The organism is Nocardia sp. NPDC057353 (assembly GCF_042667085.1).
Lineage (GTDB): Bacteria > Actinomycetota > Actinomycetes > Mycobacteriales > Mycobacteriaceae > Nocardia.
In genome coordinates, this window is sequence record NZ_JBHVAK010000001.1 from 47,411 (window position 1) to 67,497 (window position 20,087).

Below are 20,087 nucleotides of genomic sequence, written 5' to 3' on the forward strand. Positions count from 1 at the left end.
GCCGCCCGACGCATGGCGAGCCGTGGAGCGAGCAGGCGAGCCCTACGGCACCCCGTACTGGGCGAGCAGCAGCTCGATCATGCCGATCTCCTTGGTCTGCTCGGTGACCATCTCCCGCGCCGCCTGCTTGACCGGGCCCGCGGTGAGCAGGGCGTCCACGCCGCGGGCCATGGCGACGCCGCCGTAGTGGTGGCGCTGCATGAGGCGCAGGAAGAGGAGTTCGGCATCGCGGCCGCGGGCGGCGGCGAGCGCGTCGAGTTCGGCGCGGGTGGCCATGCCCATGGAGGTGTCGGCGGGGTCGGTGGCGGCGACCGGGGTGCCGTGGTGCCGCGGGCCGGGCTCGTGCAGCCATGCCATCGGGCGCGGGTTGCTTGGCAGCGCGTTCGCCAGTCGGAGCCAGCCGAGCATGGTGCCGAGCTCGACCCGCTGCACGTCGTCGACCTGCTGGGCCAGCCGGGCGATCACCGGCGTCACACCGGGGTCGAGGGCCTGCACCATGAGCAGCGCCTGTTCGTGGTGCGCCGTCATGTCCTGCAGGAAGGCGATCTCGACGGCGCTGAGGACCTCGCGCTCCGGCGCCCGGTCCGGCACGACGAGCGGGCGCAGTGCCGCGCCCAGCGTCACCAGCAGGACGGCGAGCGCGACGAACGCCGCGCCCGCGACGACGGAACGGCGGTCCACCCGCCGACGGTACCGCGCCCGGCCCCGCCGGTACCGGGAAATCGGCTCAGGGCTCCCAGGTGATCCGGCCGCCCTGGAAGTCCTGGGCCTTGCCGTCGCCGTAGTCGTACTCGTCGCTGGTCGGGTAGCCGTAGCGGCCGCCATCGCCGCCCGCCGCCACCCACTTCTCGCGCAGCGCGCCCCACACCACGTGCGCGCCGGTGGCCGAGGTCCAGTAGATCGCGCCGCCGTTGAACTGGTTGTAGCGCCCGCCGCGGGCGCCGGGCTGCTCGTCGGTGACCGGGAAGCCGAGCGCGCTGCCCTCCCAGCCGTAGCTGCCCCACTTGTCCCGGATCAGGCCGCTGACCTGGTGCGCCGCGGTTCCCACCGACCAGTAGACCGAGCCGCCCTGGAAGTGCGCGAACCGGCCGGTGTTGCCCGGGGTCGCGGCCTCGCGGGTGACCGGGTAGCCGAGCACGCCGCCCTCCGCGCCGAGCTGCCCCCACTTGTCGCGCACCGGGCCGGTCACGGTCTGCGCGCCGGTGGCCTCGGACCAGTAGACCGCGGCATTGCGCGCGAACCCCTGCCACTTCCCGCCGCGCGCGGCGTCCTGCTCCGGCCCGGTCGGCTCGCCCAGCGCGTCCACCCCGCCCGCCGCGTCGAACTCGACCTCGATCGCCCCGCCGACCTCGAACGGCCCCACCGGCCGTGCCCCCGCCGCCTGCGTGCCCGCCGTCAGCAGCAGTGCCGCCAGCGCGGCCGTGGTGGTAACCCTGGTCGCTCGCATGAAGTCGTCCTTCGCCGGTCGAGTGGGGGATCGGGGTTCAGGGTACCGAGGCGCCGCGGCGCGGGCCGTCAGTGCAACAGCTGACGCCAGTTGGCCGGGACCCGGTCGGTCGGGGCGGGCGCGGGCTGGTCGGCCGGTTTGCTCTCCGGTGGCGCGAGCCGCGGACCCTCGTACATCTGCTCGTCGCGGTAGTCGTAGTACCAGTCCTCGCCGGGCTCGAAGCTGGTGATCAGCGGGTGGCCGGTGGCGCCCGCGTGCGCGGTGGCGTGCTGGTTCGGCGAGGTGTCGCAGCAGCCGATGTGGCCGCAGGCGGCGCAGCGGCGCAGGTGGAACCACCAGCCGCCGTCGCGCTCGCACTCCAGGCAGCCGGTGCCGCTCGGCGGGGCGGCGGGGTCGATCTCGGGGGTTTCGCTCACCGGTTCATCAAACGCCGCGGCCCGGCTCCCGGCAACCGGTCGGCGAATCCGGGGCCAGTGCCTCGGCCCAGCGGGCGCGGATCGCGGCGACGGTCTGCTCCGGGGTCTGCGCGGAGGTGTCGAGGCGGAGGCCGACGGGCGGGGTGCGGTCGCGGAATTCGCGGTCGAACTCGGCCGGTGACCAGCCGCGGTAGCCGGTCTTGGCGCGCGCGGCGTCCCTGGCGGCGAGCACGGCGGGATCCGGCAGCAGGACGACGATGCGCAGCGGGCGGCCGGTGAGCAGGGCGCGCATCCGATCCAGCGCCGGGCCGGGGTAGAGATCCTGGAGGACCGGGGTGATCCCGGCGTCCGCGTAGCCGAGCGCGACCCCGGCTGCCAGCTCCTGCCGCAGTGCCAGCTGAGCCTCGGCTTCGGCGCTGAGCGGCGGCTCGGGCTCGGCGCGGCCACTGACGATCCAGCGCCGGAAGACGTCGCCACGCACGTGCGCGGCCCGCGGCAGCGCGCGGGCCAGCAGCTCGGCCACGGTGGACTTCCCCGCCGCCATGGCACCGGTGATCAGGACGATGTCCGTTGTCATCCGGGGCAGGGTAGTGGCGTGTTCCTGCCGGCGACAGCGAATTTCGGGTGCGACACTGCGGTCCATGAGCGATGGGGAGGTTCGCGCGCACGCCTGGTTCATCGAGGAGCGGGAGTACCGCAGGCACGAGGAGCGGCGGGGGCGGCGGTTCGCCTACCCGGTGCTCGACCCGGCGCGGACCGCGCTGGTGGTGATCGACATGGTGCCCTTCCACGTGGCGGGCAACCCGTACTGTCGCGGCATCGTCGGCCGCGTCGCCGAGCTCGCGGCCCGGCTGCGCGGCGCGGGCGGCACGGTCGCCTGGGTGGTGCCCGCCGCCCGGCCCCCGCTCCCGCACGCCGTCGAGTTCTTCGGCGCCGCGACGGCGGCGAACTACGCCTGCTCGGCGGGCGCGGGCCCGGTGGCGGAGCGGCTGTGGCCCGGCCTCGGCGCCGAACCCGGCGACCTCTACGCGGAGAAATCCGCCTACAGCGCCTTCTTCCCCGGCCGCAGCGACCTGCCCGACCTGCTGGCCGCGCGCGGCATCGACACCGTGCTGATCGCGGGCACCGTCACCAATGTCTGCTGCGAATCCTCGGCCAGGGACGCGAGCACCATCGGCTACCGGGTGATCCTGCTCGCCGACGCCACCGCCGCCCGCAGGGACGCCGACCACAACGCCACCCTGCACGTCGTCTACCGCTCGTTCGGCGACGTCAGGGCGTGCGCCGAGATCGCGGCGCTGCTCGATCAGGCGGCGAGTGCGGAGCGCAGCGAGACCACCTGGGCGGCGAGGTAGTCACGCGCCACCCCGGTGTCGGCGGCCACCTCGTCGAAGCCGTGGAAGGCGCCGGGCACCTCCAGCACCTGCACCTCGACGCCGGCCGCGCGCAGCCGCTCGGCGTAGGCGAGGTCCTCGGCGTGGAAGAGGTCGAGGGTGCCGACGCCGATCCAGGCGGGCGGGAGCCCGGCCAGGTCGGTGCGGCGGGCGGGGACGGCGGCCGCCGGGTCGGCGCCGCGCAGGTAGGAGCGCCAGCCGAAGCGGTTGGCGGCGGTGTTCCAGAGCCGGAAGGTCCCGGTCTCCAGCTCGGCGCCGGTCGAGCGGTCGTCCAGCATGGGGTAGGAGAGCACCTGCAGCACCGGCCGGACCCCGCCGCGGTCGCGCGCGGCGAAGGCGAGCGCGGCGGCCAGCCCGCCGCCCGCGCTGGCACCGGCGACGGCGATCCGGGCGGGGTCGATCTCCGGTTGCGCGCCGAGCCACTGCAGCGCGTCGTAGCAGTCGTCCAGCGCGGCGGGGTAGGGGTGCTCCGGCGCCAGCCGGTACTCCACCGCCGCGACCACCGCGTTCAGCTCGTCGGCGAAGAACCGGCAGAGCCGGTCGTTCTGCCGCGCGGTGCCGAGCACGTACCCGCCGCCGTGGATCCAGAGCAGCGCGGGCCCCGGCGCGGCGGCCAGCGCCGGGCGGTGCACCCGCACCGAGACGTGCGCGCCGACCTCGAAGACCTCGGCCCCGCCCGCCGGGATCAGGTCGCTGAGCCTGCGGATCAGCGGCAGGGTCAGCGCCGTGACCGGCCTGCCCGGCAGCAGCCTGGCGTGCAGCCGCAGCTCGGGGTGGAAGGCGGAGGGGTCGAGCCGGGCGCACACCGCGCCGAGCAGTGCGGTGGTGCCGCCGAGCAGCCGTCCGGGTAGCGCCGTCATCTCGGCCCCTTCCCCGCCCGGGACCGGACGGCTGTCGTGGCCGGGTCACCGGCGAACTCTCCGGGCAGTATGCCCGCTCCGGCCCGCCGCGGGGGTGCGTTTCGCGGCGGCCGTCTGGCAGGGTGGTCGTCAGCGCTGCCCGGGTGGGCGGCCCCGACGGAAAGTGGTCCGGCATGCCGCACGTGGAGATCACCCACTTCCCCGCCGACCTCGACGCCGCCGCCCGCGCGCGGTTGGACGCCGACATCACCGCCGCCGTCGCCCGCGCCTTCGGGGTGCGCGAGGGCGCGGTCTCCATCGGGCTGGAGGCGATCCCGAAGGACGAGTGGACGGACCGGATCTACCGCCCGCTCGTCACCGAACGCCCGGACGCCACCGGCCTGCTCCGCCGCCCGGACTACTGATCGGCGAACTCCGCCGACGCCGCGGGTTCCACTGCTCCGCGCGGCGTCTCGTGGCCTGCGGCCCGGAGCGCCGCGGTACCTTCCCCGACATCCGAGACGGAGGAGCGATGACCTCGACCACCGGTGCCGCCCTGCTCGCGGCCGCACTGACCGGCGCCGGACTCGCGCTCACCGCCCCGCCCGCGGCGGCCGGGCCCGGCTGCGGCGACGCCGAGCTGGTCATGGCGCGCGGCACCGATTACTCGCAGCCGGTCGCTTCCACCTGGGCGTCGGTGGACGACCCGACGGTCGGGCGGCCGCTCGATGCCGCCGTGCGCGCCGCCAGGCCGGAGCTGAGTTGGACGCTCTACAACGTGTCCTACCCCGCCGACAGCACCGGTCCGCGCTCGCGCGTGATCGGCGCCGTCGACCTGGTCGCGCACCTGGTGGTCCGGGCTGTCGAGTGCCCGGGGACGCGGTTCGTGCTCGCCGGGTACTCGCAGGGCGGGGAGGTGGTGTCCAACGCGCTCGGCATGGGCAGCGACGACTTCCCCGCCACCGCGGTCATCCCGCCCGTGCTCGCCCCGCGGATCGCCGCGATCCTGCTGTTCGCCAGCCCCATCCACGTCTACAACACCGCGATCCCCGAGCCGTACGCCGCCCGCACCGCGCAGTACTGCGTGCCGCAGGACCCGGTCTGCAACCCCGCGTCCGCGCTGCCGCCCGACGCCGGGTACGGCGCGCACACCCGCTACGGCGAAGCGGTCACCGCCGCAGCGGATTTCACGGCGCAGCGGGTGTGATCCCGGGAGTCAGTCGACCAATTCGATACCGCGAGCACGCAGGACGGCCCTGAGTTCGGGAGACAGCAGCTCCGCGCCGATCACGCGCCGCAGGTTCGGCAGCAGCGGGAGGTCGTCGAGGCGGGCGACGTCGAATTGGTCGCCTTCGCCGTCCCAGTGCGGGCAGCACTCGGCGTAGATCTCGCAGCCGCCGTCGAAGGTCAGTTGCTCGACCCCCGCGAGCAGGTCGGGGGAGAGCTCCAGGTTCTCGAAGTATTCCCGCGCCTCCGGCACGACCCGGTCGCGGTGATTGTCGAAGGACCACTCCCACAGGTCGCCGTCGAAGCCGCGTGCCTCGAGCGTGTCCTCCAGGGACCACGGCTCCAGTTTCGGGAACTCGCCGAACATGAGTTCCTCGATCACGGCCAGCTTGAAGTTGAAGTCCACGAACGTGTTCACGCGCTCACAGTAGCGGCGCCCGCCGACCGGAAGACGCGTGCCGGAACCGGTCAGTGGCGTTGCCGCGCGACGACCTCCGGTAGGCCGAAGCGGGCGCGGACCGTTGATTCCGGGTACCCGTCGGCGAGCGCACCCGCCTCGCGGAGCAGCGGGATGACGTCGCGGACGAAGGTCTTGAGGTCGTGGGGCAGGGTTGGGGGCTGGACGGTGTAACCGTCGACGACGCCGTCCCGCCACCAGTCCAGGATCTGCTCCGCCACCTCGGCGGGGGTCCCGAGGACGAGCCGGTGCCCGCCCTCGACCCGGCGGGCGATATCGCGCAGCGTCAGCTGCTCGCTCGCGACGAGGTCGTGCAGCGAGCGGGTGAAACCGACGGGGGACTGCTGGTCGTCGTCGGCGAGGAAGAGCTCGGGGATGAGGACGGCGTCGGGGTCGAAGGGGATGCCGTGCCGGTCGGCGAAGGCGTGGAGGAAGGAGTCCTCGGTGGCGTGGCCGTTGAGTTCCTCGTGGCGGCGCAGCGCCTCGGCGCGGGTCGGGGCGACGATGGGCACCAAGCCGGGGAGCAGGCGGATGCTCTCCGGGGCGCGGCCGTGCGCGACGGCGCGGGCCTGCACCCGGTCCCGGTACGACCGCGCCGCGTCCTTGCCGAGCAGCGCGGCGTAGAGCAGGTCGGCGTGCTTTCCGGCGAGATCGATCCCGGCATCGGAGGCTCCCGCCTGGGCGATGAGCGGATACCCCTGCGGCCCGAGCGGCACGTTCAAGGGGCCGCGCACATCGAAGAACGCGCCGTGGTGGTCGATGGTGCGAGCATTCGACGACGTCCACAGCGGGTCGCCGAGCGCGGCGGGCGCGGTGCCGGCGTCGTGGTCCCAGCTGCGCCACAGCTCCCGGACCACCGCGACGAATTCATCGGCCCTCCGGTACCGCTCGGCCCGGCCGGGGAGCGGTGCGGCGCCGAAGTTGGCGGCGATGTCGGGGTTGAAGCTGGAGACCACGTTCCAGATCACCCGGCCGCCGGAGATGTGGTCCAGGCTGGCCAGCCGCCGCGCCAGGTTGTACGGCGAGTTGTAGGAGCTGGAGGCGGTGATCACGAGCCCGATGTCCGGCACCCGGGCGGCGAGCGCGGTGCAGAGCACGATCGGGTCGAGGGTGTGCAGCGGGCGGTTGCCGGGGGCGCGCTGCAGGGCGGGGTGGTCGGAGAGGAAGACCGCGTCGAAGCCGGCGCCGCGGGCCAGCTCGGCCACCGCCACGTAGTGCTCGAACGAGACCCACCGGTCCCAGGCGGCGTCCGGCGCGAGCCACGAGTTTCCGTGGTAGCCGGTGCTGTTGACGCCGACGTTGAGGTGCAGTCTGCGGGGCATGGTGGTCTCCTTCTAGCCGGGAACCCGGCTGTCGCGGGCCCAGACGGCGTGCAGCCGGGCGTAGCGGCCGCCGCGGGCGATCAGGTCGTCGTGCGGGCCGTCCTCGGCGATCCGGCCGTCGTGGAAGAGCAGCACCCGGTCCGCCGTCTCGGCGGTGTGCATCCGGTGCGCGATGGTCAGGGTGGTACGGCCGCGGGTGAGCCGGGCGAGGGCGTGCTGCGCCCTGACATCGGTGCCCGCGTCGACGCCGCTGGTGGCCTCGTCCAGCACCAGGAGATCCGGGTTCACCAGCGCGGTCCTGGCCAGCGCGACCAGTTGGCGCTCACCCGCCGAGAGCGCCTCGCCGCGCTGCCCCACGGGGGTGTCGAGCCCGGCGGGCAGCGCGGCGACCCAGTCGGCGAGGCCGAGCTGCTCCAGCACACCGTGCACAGCGACGGCATCGGCGCCCGCCCGGCCGAGCGCGATGTTCTCGCCGACGGTGCGGTCGAAGAGGAAGGCGTCCTGCGGCACGATGGCGACCCGCAGGGTGAGCGCCTCGTCGGTGATCTCGGTGAGGTCGGCGCCCCAGAGCGTGAGCACGCCGCTGGTCGGCAGCAGTTGCCTGGTGACGAGCTTGGCGAAGGTGCTCTTGCCGGAGCCGGTCTCGCCGACCACCGCGACGTGCTCGCCCGGCGCCAGCCGTACGGTCAGCCCGCGCAGCGCGGGCCTGCCCGGCACGTACTCGAAGCCGACCCCGGTGAGCTGCACCGCGGGCGGTCCGGCGGGCAGCGCGACCCCCGCACGCGCCGCCTCGACCGGCAGGTCCAGGATCTCCACCACCCGGTGCAGCCCGGCCTCGGCATTGCGCGCGTCGGCCAGGCTGGCCACCGCGAACTGCATGGGCCGCACGAAGAAGGTCACCAGGAAGAGGAAGGCGACGATGCCGCCCGCGCTCAGCCCCAGCTCGACCCCGAACACCCCGACCCCCGCCGCGGTACCGACCACCAGCACCGACGCCGTGATCAACCCGCTCGCCACCTCGCCCACCGAGACGTTGAACCCCATGGGCCACAGCGTGCGCCGCTGTGCCGCCCACACCGCGTCGATCCGGGCGTCGGCGCGGGCCCGCATGCGCTCCTCGATGCCGTAGCCGCGGATGGTGTCGATCCCGACCAGCAGCTCCAGCAGCACCGCGTAGAGGTCGCCGACGGCGCCGCGCACCGCGTCGAAGCGGCGCGCGACCCAGCGCTGCAGCAGGTGCCCGCCGACCGGCACCAGAATGCCGACGATGAGCACCAGCAGCGCCAGCGGCCAGGAGTAGACCGCCATCACCACCAGGGCGAGCAGCATCTGGGAGATGTTCTGCACCAGTGTGATCCCGCCCGCCTGCGCGTACAGCGTGACCACGTCGACGTCGTTGGTCACCCTGGCCACCAGCGACCCGGCCGAGTCGGCGCGCGGGTCGGCGGGGGAGAGCCGCAGGATGCGGGCGAAGGCGGCCACCCGCAGGTCGCGCAGCGCCCGCTCGACCGTGCTCACCAGCCGGAAGTTCATGAAGGCCGAGCTGAGCATGGCCAGCAGCACCCCGCCGACGCCGACGCCGACTGCCAGCGTGATCACCCTGGTGCGGGTGGCGGCGTCCACCTCCGCGAGCAGGGCGTGGTCCAGCGCGTACTGGATGGTCACCGGGATGACGATGCGGCCGGAGGCGGCGACGGCCGCGGCCGCGAGGATCGCGGCGATGGCGCGGCGGGAGAGGACGGTGTCGCGGCGCACCCGGCGCAGCAGGGCGGTGGTGCTGTAGCGCCGAGCTTCGGAAGCGGCGACCTCCGGCCCGGTCATCCCAGCACCTCCGCGGCGTCGTAGGCGCCGAGCAGCGCCCGGTACCCGGGTTCGGCTTCGAGCAGCTCGGCGTGGGTGCCGTGCGCGACGATCCGCCCGGCCGCGAGGAAGACGACGGTGTCGGCGAGCGCGATGGTCGCGGCCCGGTGCCCGACCAGCACCACCGTCGCGGGCCTGGCGTCGCCCGCGTACTCGGCGCGCAGCGCCTCCACCACGGCCCGCTCCACCAGCGGGTCCAGCGCGGAGGTGGCGTCGTCGAGCAGCAGCAGCCCCGGCCGCCGGAAGACGGCGCGCGCCAGCGCGATCCGCTGCCGCTGCCCGCCGGAGAGCTGCGCGGTGTCGGAGAGCTCGGTGTCGGCCCCGTCCGGCAGCGCCGCCACGAAATCGGCCGCTCCCGCGACCTCGAGCGCGTGCCGCACCGACCCCGGCGCGCCGAGCGTCACGTTGGCGCGCACGGTGTCGGCGAAGAGGAAGGCGTTCTGGGTGACCAGCGCGGTCCGGCGGCGCACCGCGTCGGGGGCGAGCAGCCTGGTGTCGACGCCGCCCACCGCGACACCGCCGCGATCGGCCTCGAGCAGGTGCGCGAGCAGCGCGAGCAGCGTGCTCTTGCCCGCCCCGGTGGCCCCGACCACCGCGATCACCGCGCCGGGCCGCACCGCGAGCGTCAGGTCGCGCACCGCGGCGGCGTCGCCGCGCTCGCCGTAACCGAACCAGGCGCCGGTCAGCTCCAGCCCGACGCCGCGCTCCCGCTCGGGCAGCCGGTGCTGCCCGGCGGCCGGTCGCTCGGTGGCGGCCAGCACCCGCTGCACCCTGGTGTGCCCGGCGACGCCGAGCGGGAGCACGCCGAGGAACCGGGCGATGACGTTCAGCGGGATGGCGGTGGTGATCAGCAGGTACACCACCTCGACCAGCGCACCGACCCCGAGCAGGCCGTCCTGCACCCTGGCCACCCCGACCGCCAGGATGACCAGCGCGGCCAGCGGCGGCATGAGCTCGATCGCCGGGTCGAAGACCGCGCCCGCGTTACCCATTCGGCGATTGGCGGCACGGGACTCGTCGGCCGCCGCGGCGAACCGCTCGATCTCCCGGTCGGTGATACCGAGCGTGCGCACCACCTGCCTGCCTGCCACCGCCTCGTGCGCCAGCCCGCTGAGCACCGCGCGGTGCCGCTGCGCCACCCGCGCCCGCGGCGCCAGCACCCGCTGGTAGAGCAGGTTGGCGGCGAACACCAGCGGGATGAGCACCGCGGCGACCAGCGCCAGCCAGCCGTCCACCAGCGCGATATCGGCCATGACCAGCAGCAGCATCACCGCCATCCCGGTGGCGAAGGGGAAGTGCTGCATGGGATCCCATGCCGTCTCCGCATCCGAGACCACGCCGGAGACCAGCTGCCCGGCGGGCCTGCGCCGATGCCAGGAGACCCCGAGCCGCAGGTACTGCGCCACCACCGCCCTGCGATCCGCGGCCTCGCCGCCGAACTGCACGATCCCGGTGGCGACGCCGCGCCCGATGATGGTGACGATCCGCAGCAGCGACACCCCGAGCACGAACCCCGCCGCCAACAGCGCCGCGCCGAGCGGGAAGCGGTCGTCGCGGAAGCTCGGGAGCACCACGTGGTCGGTGGCCCAGCCCACCGCCTTGGCCGCCAGCACCATGCAGACCGCGTTGATCAGCGCGCAGCCGATGGCGATCGCGGCGGCGAGCGGCCGGTCGCGGCAGCCGCGCCACATCATGGCCAGCCCGGTGCGCAGGGTCCGGGAATCCCCGCCCGGCTGCTCCTCGACACCTGCCAGCAGCGCGCCCCTCCCGAAACTCATGGACGGCGACACTTCGCGTTCGACACCGTTTCTCCTCCTCCGCACACCCCCGACACAGTGCGATGGACTCATTGCCGAAGGCAACGAACTCGATCATGCCGATCGAAATTCGAAAGACTTGATGGCGACACGGCCTGGATCAACCTGGTCGCGGCCTACGAGAACCTGCCGCAGGAGCTGCGCGACTTCGTCGACACCCTGGACGCCGAGCACACCTTCGAGAACCGGGCCGCCGCGGGCGGCGTCGCGTTCTGGGACAACCGCGCCACCGCGCACCTGGCCATCGCCGACGCCGGGCAGCTCGAGCACGACCGGGTGCTCTATCGGGTGACGCTCGAGGGCGATGTCCCGGTCGGCGTGGACGGCCGCAGCTCGGAGTCACTGGAGGGCGAGCCGTTCTACGGCTCCTGATCGACCCGGGCGGTGGCACACCGCCCGCCGCGGGGCGATCCGAGATCGCTCGCCCCGCTGCCGGGTGAATCCGGCGTTGATCGGCCGATACAGTAGGTGCCGTGACAACCACCGGCAGGCAGTACGGGGGTCGGGCGATCTCCGAGCGCAAGCAGGAGCGGCGCGCCCGCTTCGTCGCGGCGGCGACCCGGTTGTTCGCCGAACGCGGCTACCCGCACTGCTCGCTCGCCGACGTCTGCGCCGCCGCCGGGCTCTCCAAGCGGCAGTTCTACGAGGAGTTCGAGACCCGCGAGGACGTCCTGGTCGCCGCCTACGACCGGATCCAGGACGAGGCCGCCGCCGCGGTCGGCACCGCGCTCTCCCGGCTCGGCCCCGCCCGCGACCCGCGCGCGGGCCTCACCACCGCCTTCTCCGCCTACCTCGGCTCCATCGATGCCGACCCCTACCGCGCCAAGGTCGCCTTCCTCGAGGTGGTCGGGGTGAGCGAGCGCATGGAGCGGCACCGCCGGGAGCGACGGCACGGCTGGAGCCTGCTCATCGAGATGGCCGTCGGGCCGATCGCGGGCCCCGGCGCGCACGTCCGCGGCGAGCCGACGCTCGCGGCGGGCGCGCTGATCGGCGCGGTCAACGGCGTCGCGCACGAGTGGCTGCTCATGGAGCCGCGCCCGCCCGTGGCCGAGCTGGTCGACCTGCTGGTCCCGGTGGCGCTGGCGATGATGGTGCAGCCCGCGCCGGAGTGACTCACCCCCGCGGGTGCACCTCGTGCCCGCTCACGATGGAGATCCGGTTGAAGGCGTTGATGGTGATGGCGATCCAGGCGACGGCGGCGAACTGGTGGTCGTCCAGGTGCTCGCGGGCCGCCGCGTAGGCGCGCTCCTGCTCGTCCGGCGGCGGCAGCACCGTCACGACCTCGGCCAGCGTGAGCGCCGCCCGCTCCTGGTCGCTGTAGACGCCGGCCTCGCGCCACGCGGCCAGCACGTTGAGCCGCTGCTCGGTCTCGCCCGCCTCCCGCGCGGCCCTCGTGTGCACGTCGAGGCAGCGGGCGCAGCCATTGAGCTGGGAGACGCGCACGTTCACCAGCTCGACCAGGAGCCGGTCCAGCCCGGCCCGCTTCGCCGCCTGCTTGGCCGCGAACGCGACCCCCACCTGGCTCTTGTAGACGGATGGGCTCTGCTCGTCGATCCCGATGCGGTCACTCATGCCGGGCTCCCGGCTCGTCGGAGGTCACCCTGGCATGATCGCGCACCGCGCGGAAGGCGCGGGTGAGCGCGGGGACGTCGGCCGGATCGATGCGGTCGAGCAGCGCGTCCCGGACCGCGGCGACGTGGCCGGGGCTCGCGGCGGCGAGCTCGGCGGCGCCGGTGTCGGTGAGCTCGGCCCAGGCCCCGCGGCGGTCGGACTCGCAGTCGGCGCGGCGCACCCGGCCGGACTGTTCCAGCCGGGTGACGGCGCGGGTGATGCCGCTGCGGCTGGTGCTGCTGGCCTCGGCGAGCGCGCTCATCCGCAGCCGCCGGTCCGGGGCCTCGGCGAGCAGGACCAGGATCTCGTAGTCGGCGAAGGCGATGCCCGCGTCCCGGGTCAGCTGTTTGTCCAGGGCGCGGAAGAGCAGGCGGGTGGCGTCGAGATAGGCCCGCCATAGCTCGTTCTCGTCGGCGTCGAGCCAGCGTGTCGCAGTCACGGGCTCCAGCGTACGCGCACTGGTTGACAAGGCAACGATATCGAGTACGCTCCAAGTAGTTGACAAAGCAACGAACTCGGAATCGAGGCACCGTGTCCGCTCCCACCACCCCGCAGATCGACGTCCGCCGCGCAGGCGACCGGCTGAAGACCCGGATCGGCTGGCTCGACTCCAAGCACTCCTTCTCCTTCGGGCAGCATTACGACCCGCAGAACACCCACCACGGCCTGCTGCTGGTGAACAACGACGACATCGTCACGCCGGGCATGGGCTTCGACACCCACCCGCACCGGGACATGGAGATCGTCACCTGGGTGCTGCGCGGCTCGCTGGTACACCAGGATTCCACCGGCCACTCCGGCGTGATCTACCCGGGGCTGGCGCAGCGGATGAGCGCGGGCACCGGCATCCTGCACTCGGAGAAGAACGACTCCTGGCGCTTCGAGGGCGCCACCGGGTCGTTCGCGCAGCAGCACGACGAGCCGGTGCACTTCGTGCAGATGTGGGTGCTGCCGGACGAGTCCGGGATCACCCCCGGCTACGAGCAGCTGGAGATCGACGACGCGCTGCTCTCCGGCGGACTCGTTCCGGTGGCCTCAGGCATGAAGGAGTACGCCGACCACTCCGCCATCCGGATCGCGAACAAGTACGCGACCATGCACGTGGCCCGGATCGGCGCGGGCGACGCGCCGATCACCCTGCCGGACGCGCCGTTCCTGCACCTGTTCGTCGCGCGCGGCGCGGTCGAGCTGGAGGGGACAGGGCCGCTGGCCGAGGGCGACTCGGTGCGGTTCACCGGCGCCGGCGGGCAGCGGCTGAACGCCGTCGGCGCGGCCGAGGTGATCGTGTGGGAGATGCACGCGACCATCGGGTGAGCTGCGCGGGCCCGCGCGTGGGGCGGCGCCCGAGGCCGCGGTGCCGGACCGCTGGGTGGCGGCCGCGCTCAGCCGATGCGCAGCACCCCGGTGACGGTGCCCTGCAGCATCCGGCCGTCCGGCAGGATCAGCGGCGACATCTGCAGCGGGTCGTCGAGGACCGTCCCCGGTGCGGGAGAATCGGCGAGCACCGCGCCGGTGGCCGGGTCGAGCACCGTGACCGAGAAGCCGTCGGCCGGGGTCGCGATCTCCGGCCCGTGCCGGGTGAGGGTGTAGAGCAGGCCGTCCGCGGTCGACAGGTGCGGCACCGCGGCGCTGCGAATTCCGCTGTCCCACACGGTGTGACACCCTGCCACGTCCACATCGACCCGGGTCATCCCGCCGGTGAACGGCGCCGCCGGCGGCACGGCGGGCCCGGCGTCACCGGGCACCGTCGGGTACGGATAACCGTAGGTCCCGGCCACGAACACCGAGCGCCCGGCGCCGACCGGCGAGTTCTCGCTGCCCGGCCCGCCCGCGGCGAGCACCGGCTGCGCGCAGACGAGTTCGCCGGTGCCGGAGCGGAAGACCAGCACCCGCACCCCGGCGTCGGCGCTGTCCACGACGGTCAGGTACTCCGAGCCGGTGTCCGGGCCGAAATAGGTGGGGGTCGAGCCGGTTCCGTGGCTCAGCTGGCCCGGCTTGCGCGCGCTGCCGCGGTCGTACGGTGCGCGCCAGGCGATCCGCGGCACCCCGTCGGCGGCGGTCAGCTCGTAGAGCGCGTGCGTGGTGGCGACCGCGACGCGCCCGTCCGGCGCGGCCGAGATGCTGTTCGCGACCTGCTCGCCGAGGTCGACCGTCGCGGTCCCGCCGTCCGGGGTGAGCACCCCGACGACGCCGCGGCCGGTGGCGAACCAGACGGTGCCCGACCAGTCCGGCACCAGCCCGGTCACGCTGTCGCCCTGCGGAATCGCGGCTGCGAGGTCGGTGCGCTCGGCGATCGCCAGCCGCCACCGGCCGTCGGCGTCCCGGTGGTGCGCCACCCGGATCAGCGCGCGCTCGCCGTCCACCGCCACCAGCCGGTCCTCGTGGTCGAGGTAGGCGTACACCCCGCCGAGCAGGCTGCCCTTCACCAGCGGCAGCGCGGCGAGCGAGCCGTGCTCGGGATCGAGCAGGTGCACCGTCGGCACCTGGCCCGCGATGCTGGTGCAGAGCGCGACCACCAGGCCGTCGCGGCCCTGCAGCAGGGTGGGGCAGGCGGCGGCGAGCGGATCGGCGCGCACCGTCAGCGGCCGGGTGCCGGGCCCGGGATACGGTGTGGTGTCCGAGGATCCGGCATCGCCGTGCATGGTCGCCGAGCCGGCCGGGCCGAGGAACGGGTGCGCCAGCTGCGCCGGGCCCCACGCCTGCGCGTGCGCCACCCCCGGCACGGCCAGGAGGCAGATGGCGGCGGCGAGGGCGAGCGAACGCATGCCACGCAGCCTAAGGTGCCGCCTATCCCCGGGCGACCTCCGCCTGTTCCGGCCCGCCCCCTGCCGCGGCCTCTGCCCCCGACTGCCCCGGCCCAGCCTGCCTGTGCCCGGCCCGACCCGGCTGTGCCAGGCCCGACCCGGCTGTGCCCCGGCCCGACCAGCCAGTGCCAGGCCCGCCTGTGCCCGGCCCAGCCCGGCTTGCCTCGAGCCTTCACCCCAACTTCGCCCCCGGACGAAAACGACCCCGCCACCCCCCGTCGGTGCGGCGGGATCGGGTCAGTACGCGCCCTCGCCCTCGGCGACCGCCCGCAGCGTCCGGGTGATGATCCAGAGATCGAGCGCCATGGACCAGTTCTCCACGTAGGAGATGTCCAGCTCCACCGATTCCGCGGGGGAGAGGTCAGAGCGGCCGCTGACCTGCCACAGCCCGGTCACGCCCGGCCGCACCAGCAGCCTGCGCCGCATGACGCCGTCGTAGGAGTGCACCTCGCGGCGCACCTGCGGGCGCGGGCCGACCACGCTCATCTCCCGGCGCAGCACATTGAAGAACTGCGGCAGCTCGTCCAGGCTGTACTTGCGCAGGAACCGCCCCACCGGCGTCACCCGCGGATCGTTCTTGATCTTGAAGAAGAGCGGGTTGCCGCCGTTCTCCGAGATCAGCGTGTGCACGTGCTTGTCCGCGTGCACGTACATGCTGCGGAACTTGATCATCCGGAACGGCTTGCCGTCCATGCCGATCCGCTCGGAGAGGTAGAAGACCGGCCCGTGGCTGGTGAACTTCACCGCCGCGGCGATGAGCAGCAGGATCGGCGAGATCGCGAGCAGCACCAGCGCGGAGAAGCAGACGTCGAAGACCGCCTTGCGCAGCGAGAGCGTGCGGTCGTACTGCGGGCGCTCGATGTGCAGCATCGGCATGCCCGCGAGCACCTGGCTCGACATCCTGGCGCCGGAGACGTCCATGATCCCGGCCGCGACGATCAACTCGGCGCCGAAGGCGTCCAGATCCCAGGCGAGGTGCCGGATATCGCGCGGGCCGAGCCGGTCGGTCGCCATCACCACCACGGTGTCGGCGCCGGTGCGCCGCGCGGCCCTGATCACCGAGCGGTCGTCGCCGACGATGGGGATCTCGCGCCCGCCCACCGCGATGGAGCCGGGCTCCTCCGGGTTCGGCCCTGCCGCGGTGCAGACCCCGACGACGTGGTAGCCGTACATGTGGTTGCGGTCGAAGTTGTGCGCGATGGCGCGCGCCGACTCCGGCCCGCCGACCACCAGCACCGAGCGGCGGTACCGGCCGAGCGCCCGGTGCCTGGCCGCGTGGCGGCGCCAGACGGCGCGGGTGCCGACCAGCCCGGCCAGCCCGACCGGCAGCGCCACCGCCAGGTGGTCGTGCACGGCGTCGGCGCGCAGCACCAGCGCGCCGATCGCGATGGCGCCGAAGAGGTGCAGCGTCACCGACAGCAACCGCCGGTACTCCTCGTTCCCGCTGCCGACGGTGCGGTGGAAGCGGGTGTCCTTCCAGCCGAGCGCGAGCGACCAGGCGACGACGACGCCCACCGAGAGCGCGATCGCGGCGGCGCCGAAATCCGGGGCCCAGGTGACCGGGCGCGCGCCGGTGAAGTCGACGTCGATCAGCTGGGCCAGCAGCGCGCCCGCGGCGATCGCCGTGATGTCGGTGGCGACCAGTCGCCGGACGTAGTTGACGCGCCAGCGGTCTCGCTCGCCGGGGCGGGAGAAGTGGTGGCGCAGGTCGACGGCACCGCCGGTGCCGCTGAGCTCGAGAACCATCTGTGAAACAACCTGCTTGAAGCTTGAAGCGCGAATTCTTCGCAACCGTAGGAAAACGAGGAATTCTTCGGGACCCAGCCCGTCCGGCGGCGTCGCGACGGTGCGAATCGAAGCCGGGCCGATCTGTTGCGAAGATATTGCCCCCGATGATCGCCGCGCACAACCCGTAGGAGCCAGGTCACAAGCACATACTGATCGGTATGACGTGGGCCGGTACGCGCGTACGGAAATGCGCAGGCGGGCCGGGACGCGCTGTGGCCGCGGTGATCCCGGACACCGGTCGGTGCGACCGGTAACTCGAAACAAGCTGTTCGAGGTTTTCGGGGCGGAATCGGTCAGTGTTCGGGTCGCGTCGGTTGCGCGGGGATGTTACTTTTTGTCCCGGTCGGTAGAGAAGTGACTTCTCGGGCTGCGGGGCGCCGCCGGCGGGATTGTTGTTTCGATGTGGAGCCCGTGTGCGTTGTCGTCTGTGTGATTCGCCCAGCCTGACCAGTGTGGTCGACCTGGGAGCCACACCACCCTGTGAGAAGTTCCTGTCCGCCGCCGAGCTCGATCTGCCCGAGCCCGCGTACCCCCTGCACCTGCGGGTCTGCGCGGAATGCCTGCTGCTGCAGATTCCCGCGCTGATCACCCCGGAGGAGACCTTCACCGAGTACGCCTACTTCTCGTCGTACTCGGACAGCTGGGTGCGGCACGCGAAGACCTTCGTCGAGGATGCTGTGCTCCGGCTCGGCTTGGACGACGGATCGTTCGTGGTCGAGGTGGCGAGCAACGACGGATACCTGCTGCGCAATGTGGTCGCGGCGGGCGTTCCCTGCCTGGGGATCGAGCCGTCGGTGAATGTCGGCGCCGCGGCGCGCGAGGCCGGTGTGCCCACGCTGACCGCATTCCTGGACGAGGAGCTGGCAGGCAGGGTCAGGGCCGAGCACGGCCCGGCGGATCTGGTGGTGGCGAACAATGTCTACGCCCATATCCCGGATCTGCGCGGTTTCACCCGCGCGCTGCGCGGGCTGGTGGCCGACGACGGCTGGATCTCGATCGAGGTGCACCACGCGCTGAATCTGGTCCGCTACGGCCAATTCGACACCATCTACCACGAGCATTTCCAGTACTACACGCTGCTCGCCGCGCAGCGCGCGCTCGCGGTGGCCGGGCTGGCGGTGGCCGATGTGGAGCTGCTGGAGACGCACGGCGGCTCGCTGCGGATCTGGGCCCGCCCGGAGGCGGTGGCCGAGCCGACCGCGCGGGTCGCCGAGCTGCTGGCGCTGGAGGCCGAGGCCGGGCTGCACACCGTCGCGGGTTACGCGGTCCTGCGCACGAAGGCCGAGGAGGTCAGGCACGACCTGCTCCGCTTCCTGCTCGACGAGCGGGCCGCGGGCAGGACGGTGGTCGGCTACGGCGCGCCGGGCAAGGGGAACACCCTGCTCAACTGGTGCGGGATCCGGCCCGACCTGCTCGCCTACACCGTCGATCGCAACCCCTACAAGCACGGCAAGTTCACCCCGGGCACCCGTATCCCGATCCATCCGCCGGAGCGGATCGACGAAGACCGCCCCGACGTGGTCGTGGTCCTGCCCTGGAATCTCGAGACGGAGCTGACCGCGCAGTTGCGGCACATCGGCGCGTGGGGCGGCCGGCTGGTCTTCCCGCTGCCCACCGTGCGCGTGGTCGACCTGGTTGACACGGAGGTCGGCACCCGATGAAGGTCGTTCTGTTCTGTGGCGGCTACGGCATGCGCATGCGCAACAGCGACACCGACGTGGTCCCCAAGCCCATGCAGATGGTCGGGCCGCGCCCGCTGATCTGGCACGTCATGCGCTACTACGCGCACTACGGCCACACCGAGTTCATCCTCTGCCTCGGCTACGGCGCGCACCACATCAAGAACTTCTTCCTGACCTACCAGGAGACGATGTCCAACGACTTCGTCATCCGCGGCGGCGAGGTCGAGCTGCTCGACTCCGATATCGCGGACTGGACCATCACCTTCGTCGACACCGGGCTGGAGTCGGCGATCGGGGAGCGGCTGCGCCGGGCGCGCCCGCACCTGGACGGCGACGAGATGTTCCTGGCCAACTACTCCGATGTGCTCACCGACGCCCCGCTGGACGAGGTCGTCGGGCGCTTCTCCGAGTCGGGCGCCGCGGCCTCCATGCTGATCGTGCCGCCGCAGTCGTCGTTCCACTGCGTCGACGTGCTGCCGAACGGCGAGGTCAAGCAGATCACCCCGGTGGCCAAGCTGCCGATCTGGGAGAACGGCGGCTACTTCGTGCTCACCCAGGAGATCTTCGAGCACCTGCCGCCCGGCGGCGACCTGGTCGAGGACGCCTGCGGCGCGCTGGCCTCGCAGGGCAGGCTCTTCGGCTACCAGCACTTCGGCTTCTGGAAGCCCGCCGACACCTTCAAGGAGCGCGCCGAGCTCGACACCGGCTACCACCGCGGCGACCGGCCGTGGATGGTCTGGGAGCGTCCGGCCTCGTGATCTCGCTGGTACCGGCGCGGCTCACCGAGATCGCGCTGCTCGGCGCGCACTGCGACGACATCGCGATCGGCGCGGGGGCGACGCTGCTGACCCTGGCGCGCGCGCATCCCGGGCTGCGGGTGCGCGCACTCGTGCTCTCCGGCGGCGGCACCGCCCGCGCGGCCGAGGAGCGCGCCGCGCTCGAATCGTTCTGTCCCGGCGCCGATCTGGTGCTCACCGTGCTCGACGTGCCGGACGGGCGGGTGCCCGCGCACTGGGAGCGGGTGAAGGAGGCGCTGGCCGAATTCCGCCGGAGCACCGAGCCGGAGCTGGTCTTCGCGCCGCACCGCGGCGACGCGCACCAGGACCACCGCACCCTGGCCGAGCTGGTGCCGACCGAGTTCCGTAACCATCTGGTGCTCGGTTACGAGATCCTCAAGTGGGAGACCGATACTCCGCGCCCGACGGTGCTGCATCCGGTGGCGCCGGAGGTGGCCGCCGAGAAGGCGGCGCTGCTGGCGCGGCACTACCCCTCGCAGGCCGGGCGGGACTGGTTCGACGACGAGTCGTTCCTCGGGCTGGCGCGGCTGCGCGGGGTGCAGTGCCACGCGCGGTACGCGGAGGGTTTTCTGCTGGACAAGGCCGTGCTGGACATGGGCCGTGCTGAATTTTCGGGAAGTGGGTAG

21 protein-coding genes and 1 pseudogene are annotated in these 20,087 nt (G+C 73.1%); 9 read left to right on the forward strand and 13 right to left on the reverse strand.

Going from position 1 to position 20,087, the window contains the following annotated elements; translation table 11 throughout:
• Window positions 1-42: 42 nt before the first annotated feature.
• The 4 genes from ACFUUZ_RS00265 to ACFUUZ_RS00280 all read right to left on the reverse strand — a co-directional run bounded on the left by ACFUUZ_RS00265 (window position 43) and on the right by ACFUUZ_RS00280 (window position 2,440).
• On the reverse strand, window positions 43-681 hold the full coding sequence (locus tag ACFUUZ_RS00265) for a DUF305 domain-containing protein (RefSeq protein WP_378690554.1): 639 nt from the start codon (window positions 679-681) through the stop codon (window positions 43-45).
• Between the two features lie 46 nt (window positions 682-727).
• Window positions 728-1,447 carry an LGFP repeat-containing protein gene (locus ACFUUZ_RS00270; RefSeq protein ID WP_378690557.1) on the reverse strand — a complete coding sequence of 240 codons (720 nt, stop codon included), beginning with the start codon at window positions 1,445-1,447 and terminating at the stop codon, window positions 728-730.
• Between the two features lie 68 nt (window positions 1,448-1,515).
• A complete protein-coding gene (locus ACFUUZ_RS00275; RefSeq protein WP_378690560.1) occupies window positions 1,516-1,863 on the reverse strand; it encodes a UBP-type zinc finger domain-containing protein in 348 nt (115 codons plus the stop codon).
• 7 nt (window positions 1,864-1,870) lie between these two features.
• A complete protein-coding gene (locus ACFUUZ_RS00280) occupies window positions 1,871-2,440 on the reverse strand; it encodes an AAA family ATPase (RefSeq protein WP_378690562.1) in 570 nt (189 codons plus the stop codon).
• A 64-nt stretch (window positions 2,441-2,504) separates the two neighbouring features.
• Between ACFUUZ_RS00280 and ACFUUZ_RS00285 the strand changes: the two genes are divergently transcribed.
• Complete coding sequence (locus ACFUUZ_RS00285; protein ID WP_378690565.1) at window positions 2,505-3,218, forward strand: isochorismatase family protein; 714 nt, start codon at window positions 2,505-2,507, stop codon at window positions 3,216-3,218.
• Here the strand turns inward: ACFUUZ_RS00285 and ACFUUZ_RS00290 are convergent.
• Entirely contained in the window at window positions 3,170-4,117 is a 948-nt protein-coding gene (locus ACFUUZ_RS00290) for an alpha/beta hydrolase (RefSeq protein WP_378690568.1), read from the reverse strand. The two genes, ACFUUZ_RS00285 and ACFUUZ_RS00290, sit on opposite strands and share 49 nt — an antisense overlap.
• A 173-nt stretch (window positions 4,118-4,290) precedes the next feature.
• Between ACFUUZ_RS00290 and ACFUUZ_RS00295 the strand changes: the two genes are divergently transcribed.
• On the forward strand, window positions 4,291-4,521 hold the full coding sequence (locus ACFUUZ_RS00295; RefSeq protein ID WP_378690571.1) for a hypothetical protein: 231 nt from the start codon (window positions 4,291-4,293) through the stop codon (window positions 4,519-4,521).
• A gap of 107 nt (window positions 4,522-4,628) precedes the next feature.
• The gene (locus ACFUUZ_RS00300; protein ID WP_378690574.1) at window positions 4,629-5,303 is read left to right on the forward strand and encodes a cutinase family protein; all 675 of its coding nucleotides are present in this window, start codon (window positions 4,629-4,631) and stop codon (window positions 5,301-5,303) included.
• 9 nt (window positions 5,304-5,312) lie between these two features.
• On the opposite strand, the gene ACFUUZ_RS00305 is transcribed toward ACFUUZ_RS00300, so the two are convergent.
• The 4 genes from ACFUUZ_RS00305 to ACFUUZ_RS00320 are packed head-to-tail and all read right to left on the reverse strand — an operon-like array spanning window position 5,313 to window position 10,740.
• On the reverse strand, window positions 5,313-5,741 hold the full coding sequence (locus tag ACFUUZ_RS00305) for a DUF6892 domain-containing protein (protein ID WP_378690577.1): 429 nt from the start codon (window positions 5,739-5,741) through the stop codon (window positions 5,313-5,315).
• A gap of 50 nt (window positions 5,742-5,791) precedes the next feature.
• Window positions 5,792-7,102, reverse strand: a complete 1,311-nt coding sequence (locus ACFUUZ_RS00310) for an NtaA/DmoA family FMN-dependent monooxygenase (protein ID WP_378690580.1) — start codon at window positions 7,100-7,102, stop codon at window positions 5,792-5,794.
• A gap of 12 nt (window positions 7,103-7,114) precedes the next feature.
• The gene (locus ACFUUZ_RS00315; RefSeq protein ID WP_378690582.1) at window positions 7,115-8,923 is read right to left on the reverse strand and encodes an ABC transporter ATP-binding protein; all 1,809 of its coding nucleotides are present in this window, start codon (window positions 8,921-8,923) and stop codon (window positions 7,115-7,117) included.
• Window positions 8,920-10,740, reverse strand: a complete 1,821-nt coding sequence (locus ACFUUZ_RS00320) for an ABC transporter ATP-binding protein (protein ID WP_378690585.1) — start codon at window positions 10,738-10,740, stop codon at window positions 8,920-8,922. Before ACFUUZ_RS00320 ends, ACFUUZ_RS00315 begins: the two co-directional genes overlap by 4 nt.
• A gap of 123 nt (window positions 10,741-10,863) precedes the next feature.
• Between ACFUUZ_RS00320 and ACFUUZ_RS00325 the strand changes: the two are divergent.
• A pseudogene (locus ACFUUZ_RS00325) lies at window positions 10,864-11,151 on the forward strand (TauD/TfdA family dioxygenase); the annotation flags it as partial.
• A 101-nt stretch (window positions 11,152-11,252) separates the two neighbouring features.
• The gene (locus ACFUUZ_RS00330; protein ID WP_378690588.1) at window positions 11,253-11,891 is read left to right on the forward strand and encodes a TetR/AcrR family transcriptional regulator; all 639 of its coding nucleotides are present in this window, start codon (window positions 11,253-11,255) and stop codon (window positions 11,889-11,891) included.
• A gap of 1 nt (window position 11,892) precedes the next feature.
• Here ACFUUZ_RS00330 and ACFUUZ_RS00335 read toward each other — a convergent pair whose 3' ends face one another.
• Window positions 11,893-12,351, reverse strand: a complete 459-nt coding sequence (locus ACFUUZ_RS00335) for a carboxymuconolactone decarboxylase family protein (protein WP_378690590.1) — start codon at window positions 12,349-12,351, stop codon at window positions 11,893-11,895.
• Window positions 12,344-12,829 (reverse strand): MarR family winged helix-turn-helix transcriptional regulator, encoded by a 486-nt coding sequence (locus tag ACFUUZ_RS00340; RefSeq protein ID WP_378690593.1) that lies wholly within the window; start codon window positions 12,827-12,829, stop codon window positions 12,344-12,346. The genes ACFUUZ_RS00335 and ACFUUZ_RS00340 overlap by 8 nt, the downstream gene beginning before the upstream one ends.
• A 92-nt stretch (window positions 12,830-12,921) precedes the next feature.
• Between ACFUUZ_RS00340 and ACFUUZ_RS00345 the strand changes: the two genes are divergently transcribed.
• Window positions 12,922-13,704, forward strand: a complete 783-nt coding sequence (locus tag ACFUUZ_RS00345) for a pirin family protein (RefSeq protein ID WP_378690596.1) — start codon at window positions 12,922-12,924, stop codon at window positions 13,702-13,704.
• A gap of 68 nt (window positions 13,705-13,772) precedes the next feature.
• Here ACFUUZ_RS00345 and ACFUUZ_RS00350 read toward each other — a convergent pair whose 3' ends face one another.
• On the reverse strand, window positions 13,773-15,155 hold the full coding sequence (locus ACFUUZ_RS00350; RefSeq protein ID WP_378690598.1) for a hypothetical protein: 1,383 nt from the start codon (window positions 15,153-15,155) through the stop codon (window positions 13,773-13,775).
• Between the two features lie 276 nt (window positions 15,156-15,431).
• Window positions 15,432-16,940 carry a sugar transferase gene (locus ACFUUZ_RS00355; protein WP_378690601.1) on the reverse strand — a complete coding sequence of 503 codons (1,509 nt, stop codon included), beginning with the start codon at window positions 16,938-16,940 and terminating at the stop codon, window positions 15,432-15,434.
• Window positions 16,941-17,395: 455 nt separating this feature from the next.
• On the opposite strand from ACFUUZ_RS00355, the gene ACFUUZ_RS00360 reads away from it, so the two are divergent.
• From ACFUUZ_RS00360 to ACFUUZ_RS00370, 3 genes are read left to right on the forward strand one after another with little or no spacing between them, the layout of a single operon-like run.
• Window positions 17,396-18,643 carry a methyltransferase domain-containing protein gene (locus ACFUUZ_RS00360; RefSeq protein WP_378690604.1) on the forward strand — a complete coding sequence of 416 codons (1,248 nt, stop codon included), beginning with the start codon at window positions 17,396-17,398 and terminating at the stop codon, window positions 18,641-18,643.
• Complete coding sequence (locus ACFUUZ_RS00365; RefSeq protein ID WP_378690606.1) at window positions 18,640-19,422, forward strand: glucose-1-phosphate cytidylyltransferase; 783 nt, start codon at window positions 18,640-18,642, stop codon at window positions 19,420-19,422. Before ACFUUZ_RS00360 ends, ACFUUZ_RS00365 begins: the two co-directional genes overlap by 4 nt.
• Window positions 19,419-20,087, forward strand: coding sequence for a PIG-L deacetylase family protein (locus ACFUUZ_RS00370; RefSeq protein ID WP_378690609.1), 669 nt, complete (start codon window positions 19,419-19,421; stop codon window positions 20,085-20,087). The genes ACFUUZ_RS00365 and ACFUUZ_RS00370 overlap by 4 nt, the downstream gene beginning before the upstream one ends.

What these genes read in the sequence shown, in the direction of transcription:
- ACFUUZ_RS00270 (WP_378690557.1), bottom strand. Translation starts at nt 1,447, where the DNA reads ATGCGAGCGACCAGGGTTACCACCACGGCCGCGCTGGCGGCACTGCTG.
- ACFUUZ_RS00280 (WP_378690562.1), bottom strand. Translation starts at nt 2,440, where the DNA reads ATGACAACGGACATCGTCCTGATCACCGGTGCCATGGCGGCGGGGAAG.
- ACFUUZ_RS00285 (WP_378690565.1), top strand. Translation starts at nt 2,505, where the DNA reads ATGAGCGATGGGGAGGTTCGCGCGCACGCCTGGTTCATCGAGGAGCGG.
- ACFUUZ_RS00290 (WP_378690568.1), bottom strand. Translation starts at nt 4,117, where the DNA reads ATGACGGCGCTACCCGGACGGCTGCTCGGCGGCACCACCGCACTGCTC.
- ACFUUZ_RS00295 (WP_378690571.1), top strand. Translation starts at nt 4,291, where the DNA reads ATGCCGCACGTGGAGATCACCCACTTCCCCGCCGACCTCGACGCCGCC.
- ACFUUZ_RS00300 (WP_378690574.1), top strand. Translation starts at nt 4,629, where the DNA reads ATGACCTCGACCACCGGTGCCGCCCTGCTCGCGGCCGCACTGACCGGC.
- ACFUUZ_RS00310 (WP_378690580.1), bottom strand. Translation starts at nt 7,102, where the DNA reads ATGCCCCGCAGACTGCACCTCAACGTCGGCGTCAACAGCACCGGCTAC.
- ACFUUZ_RS00315 (WP_378690582.1), bottom strand. Translation starts at nt 8,923, where the DNA reads ATGACCGGGCCGGAGGTCGCCGCTTCCGAAGCTCGGCGCTACAGCACC.
- ACFUUZ_RS00320 (WP_378690585.1), bottom strand. Translation starts at nt 10,740, where the DNA reads ATGAGTTTCGGGAGGGGCGCGCTGCTGGCAGGTGTCGAGGAGCAGCCG.
- ACFUUZ_RS00335 (WP_378690590.1), bottom strand. Translation starts at nt 12,351, where the DNA reads ATGAGTGACCGCATCGGGATCGACGAGCAGAGCCCATCCGTCTACAAG.
- ACFUUZ_RS00350 (WP_378690598.1), bottom strand. Translation starts at nt 15,155, where the DNA reads ATGCGTTCGCTCGCCCTCGCCGCCGCCATCTGCCTCCTGGCCGTGCCG.
- ACFUUZ_RS00355 (WP_378690601.1), bottom strand. Translation starts at nt 16,940, where the DNA reads ATGGTTCTCGAGCTCAGCGGCACCGGCGGTGCCGTCGACCTGCGCCAC.
- ACFUUZ_RS00365 (WP_378690606.1), top strand. Translation starts at nt 18,640, where the DNA reads ATGAAGGTCGTTCTGTTCTGTGGCGGCTACGGCATGCGCATGCGCAAC.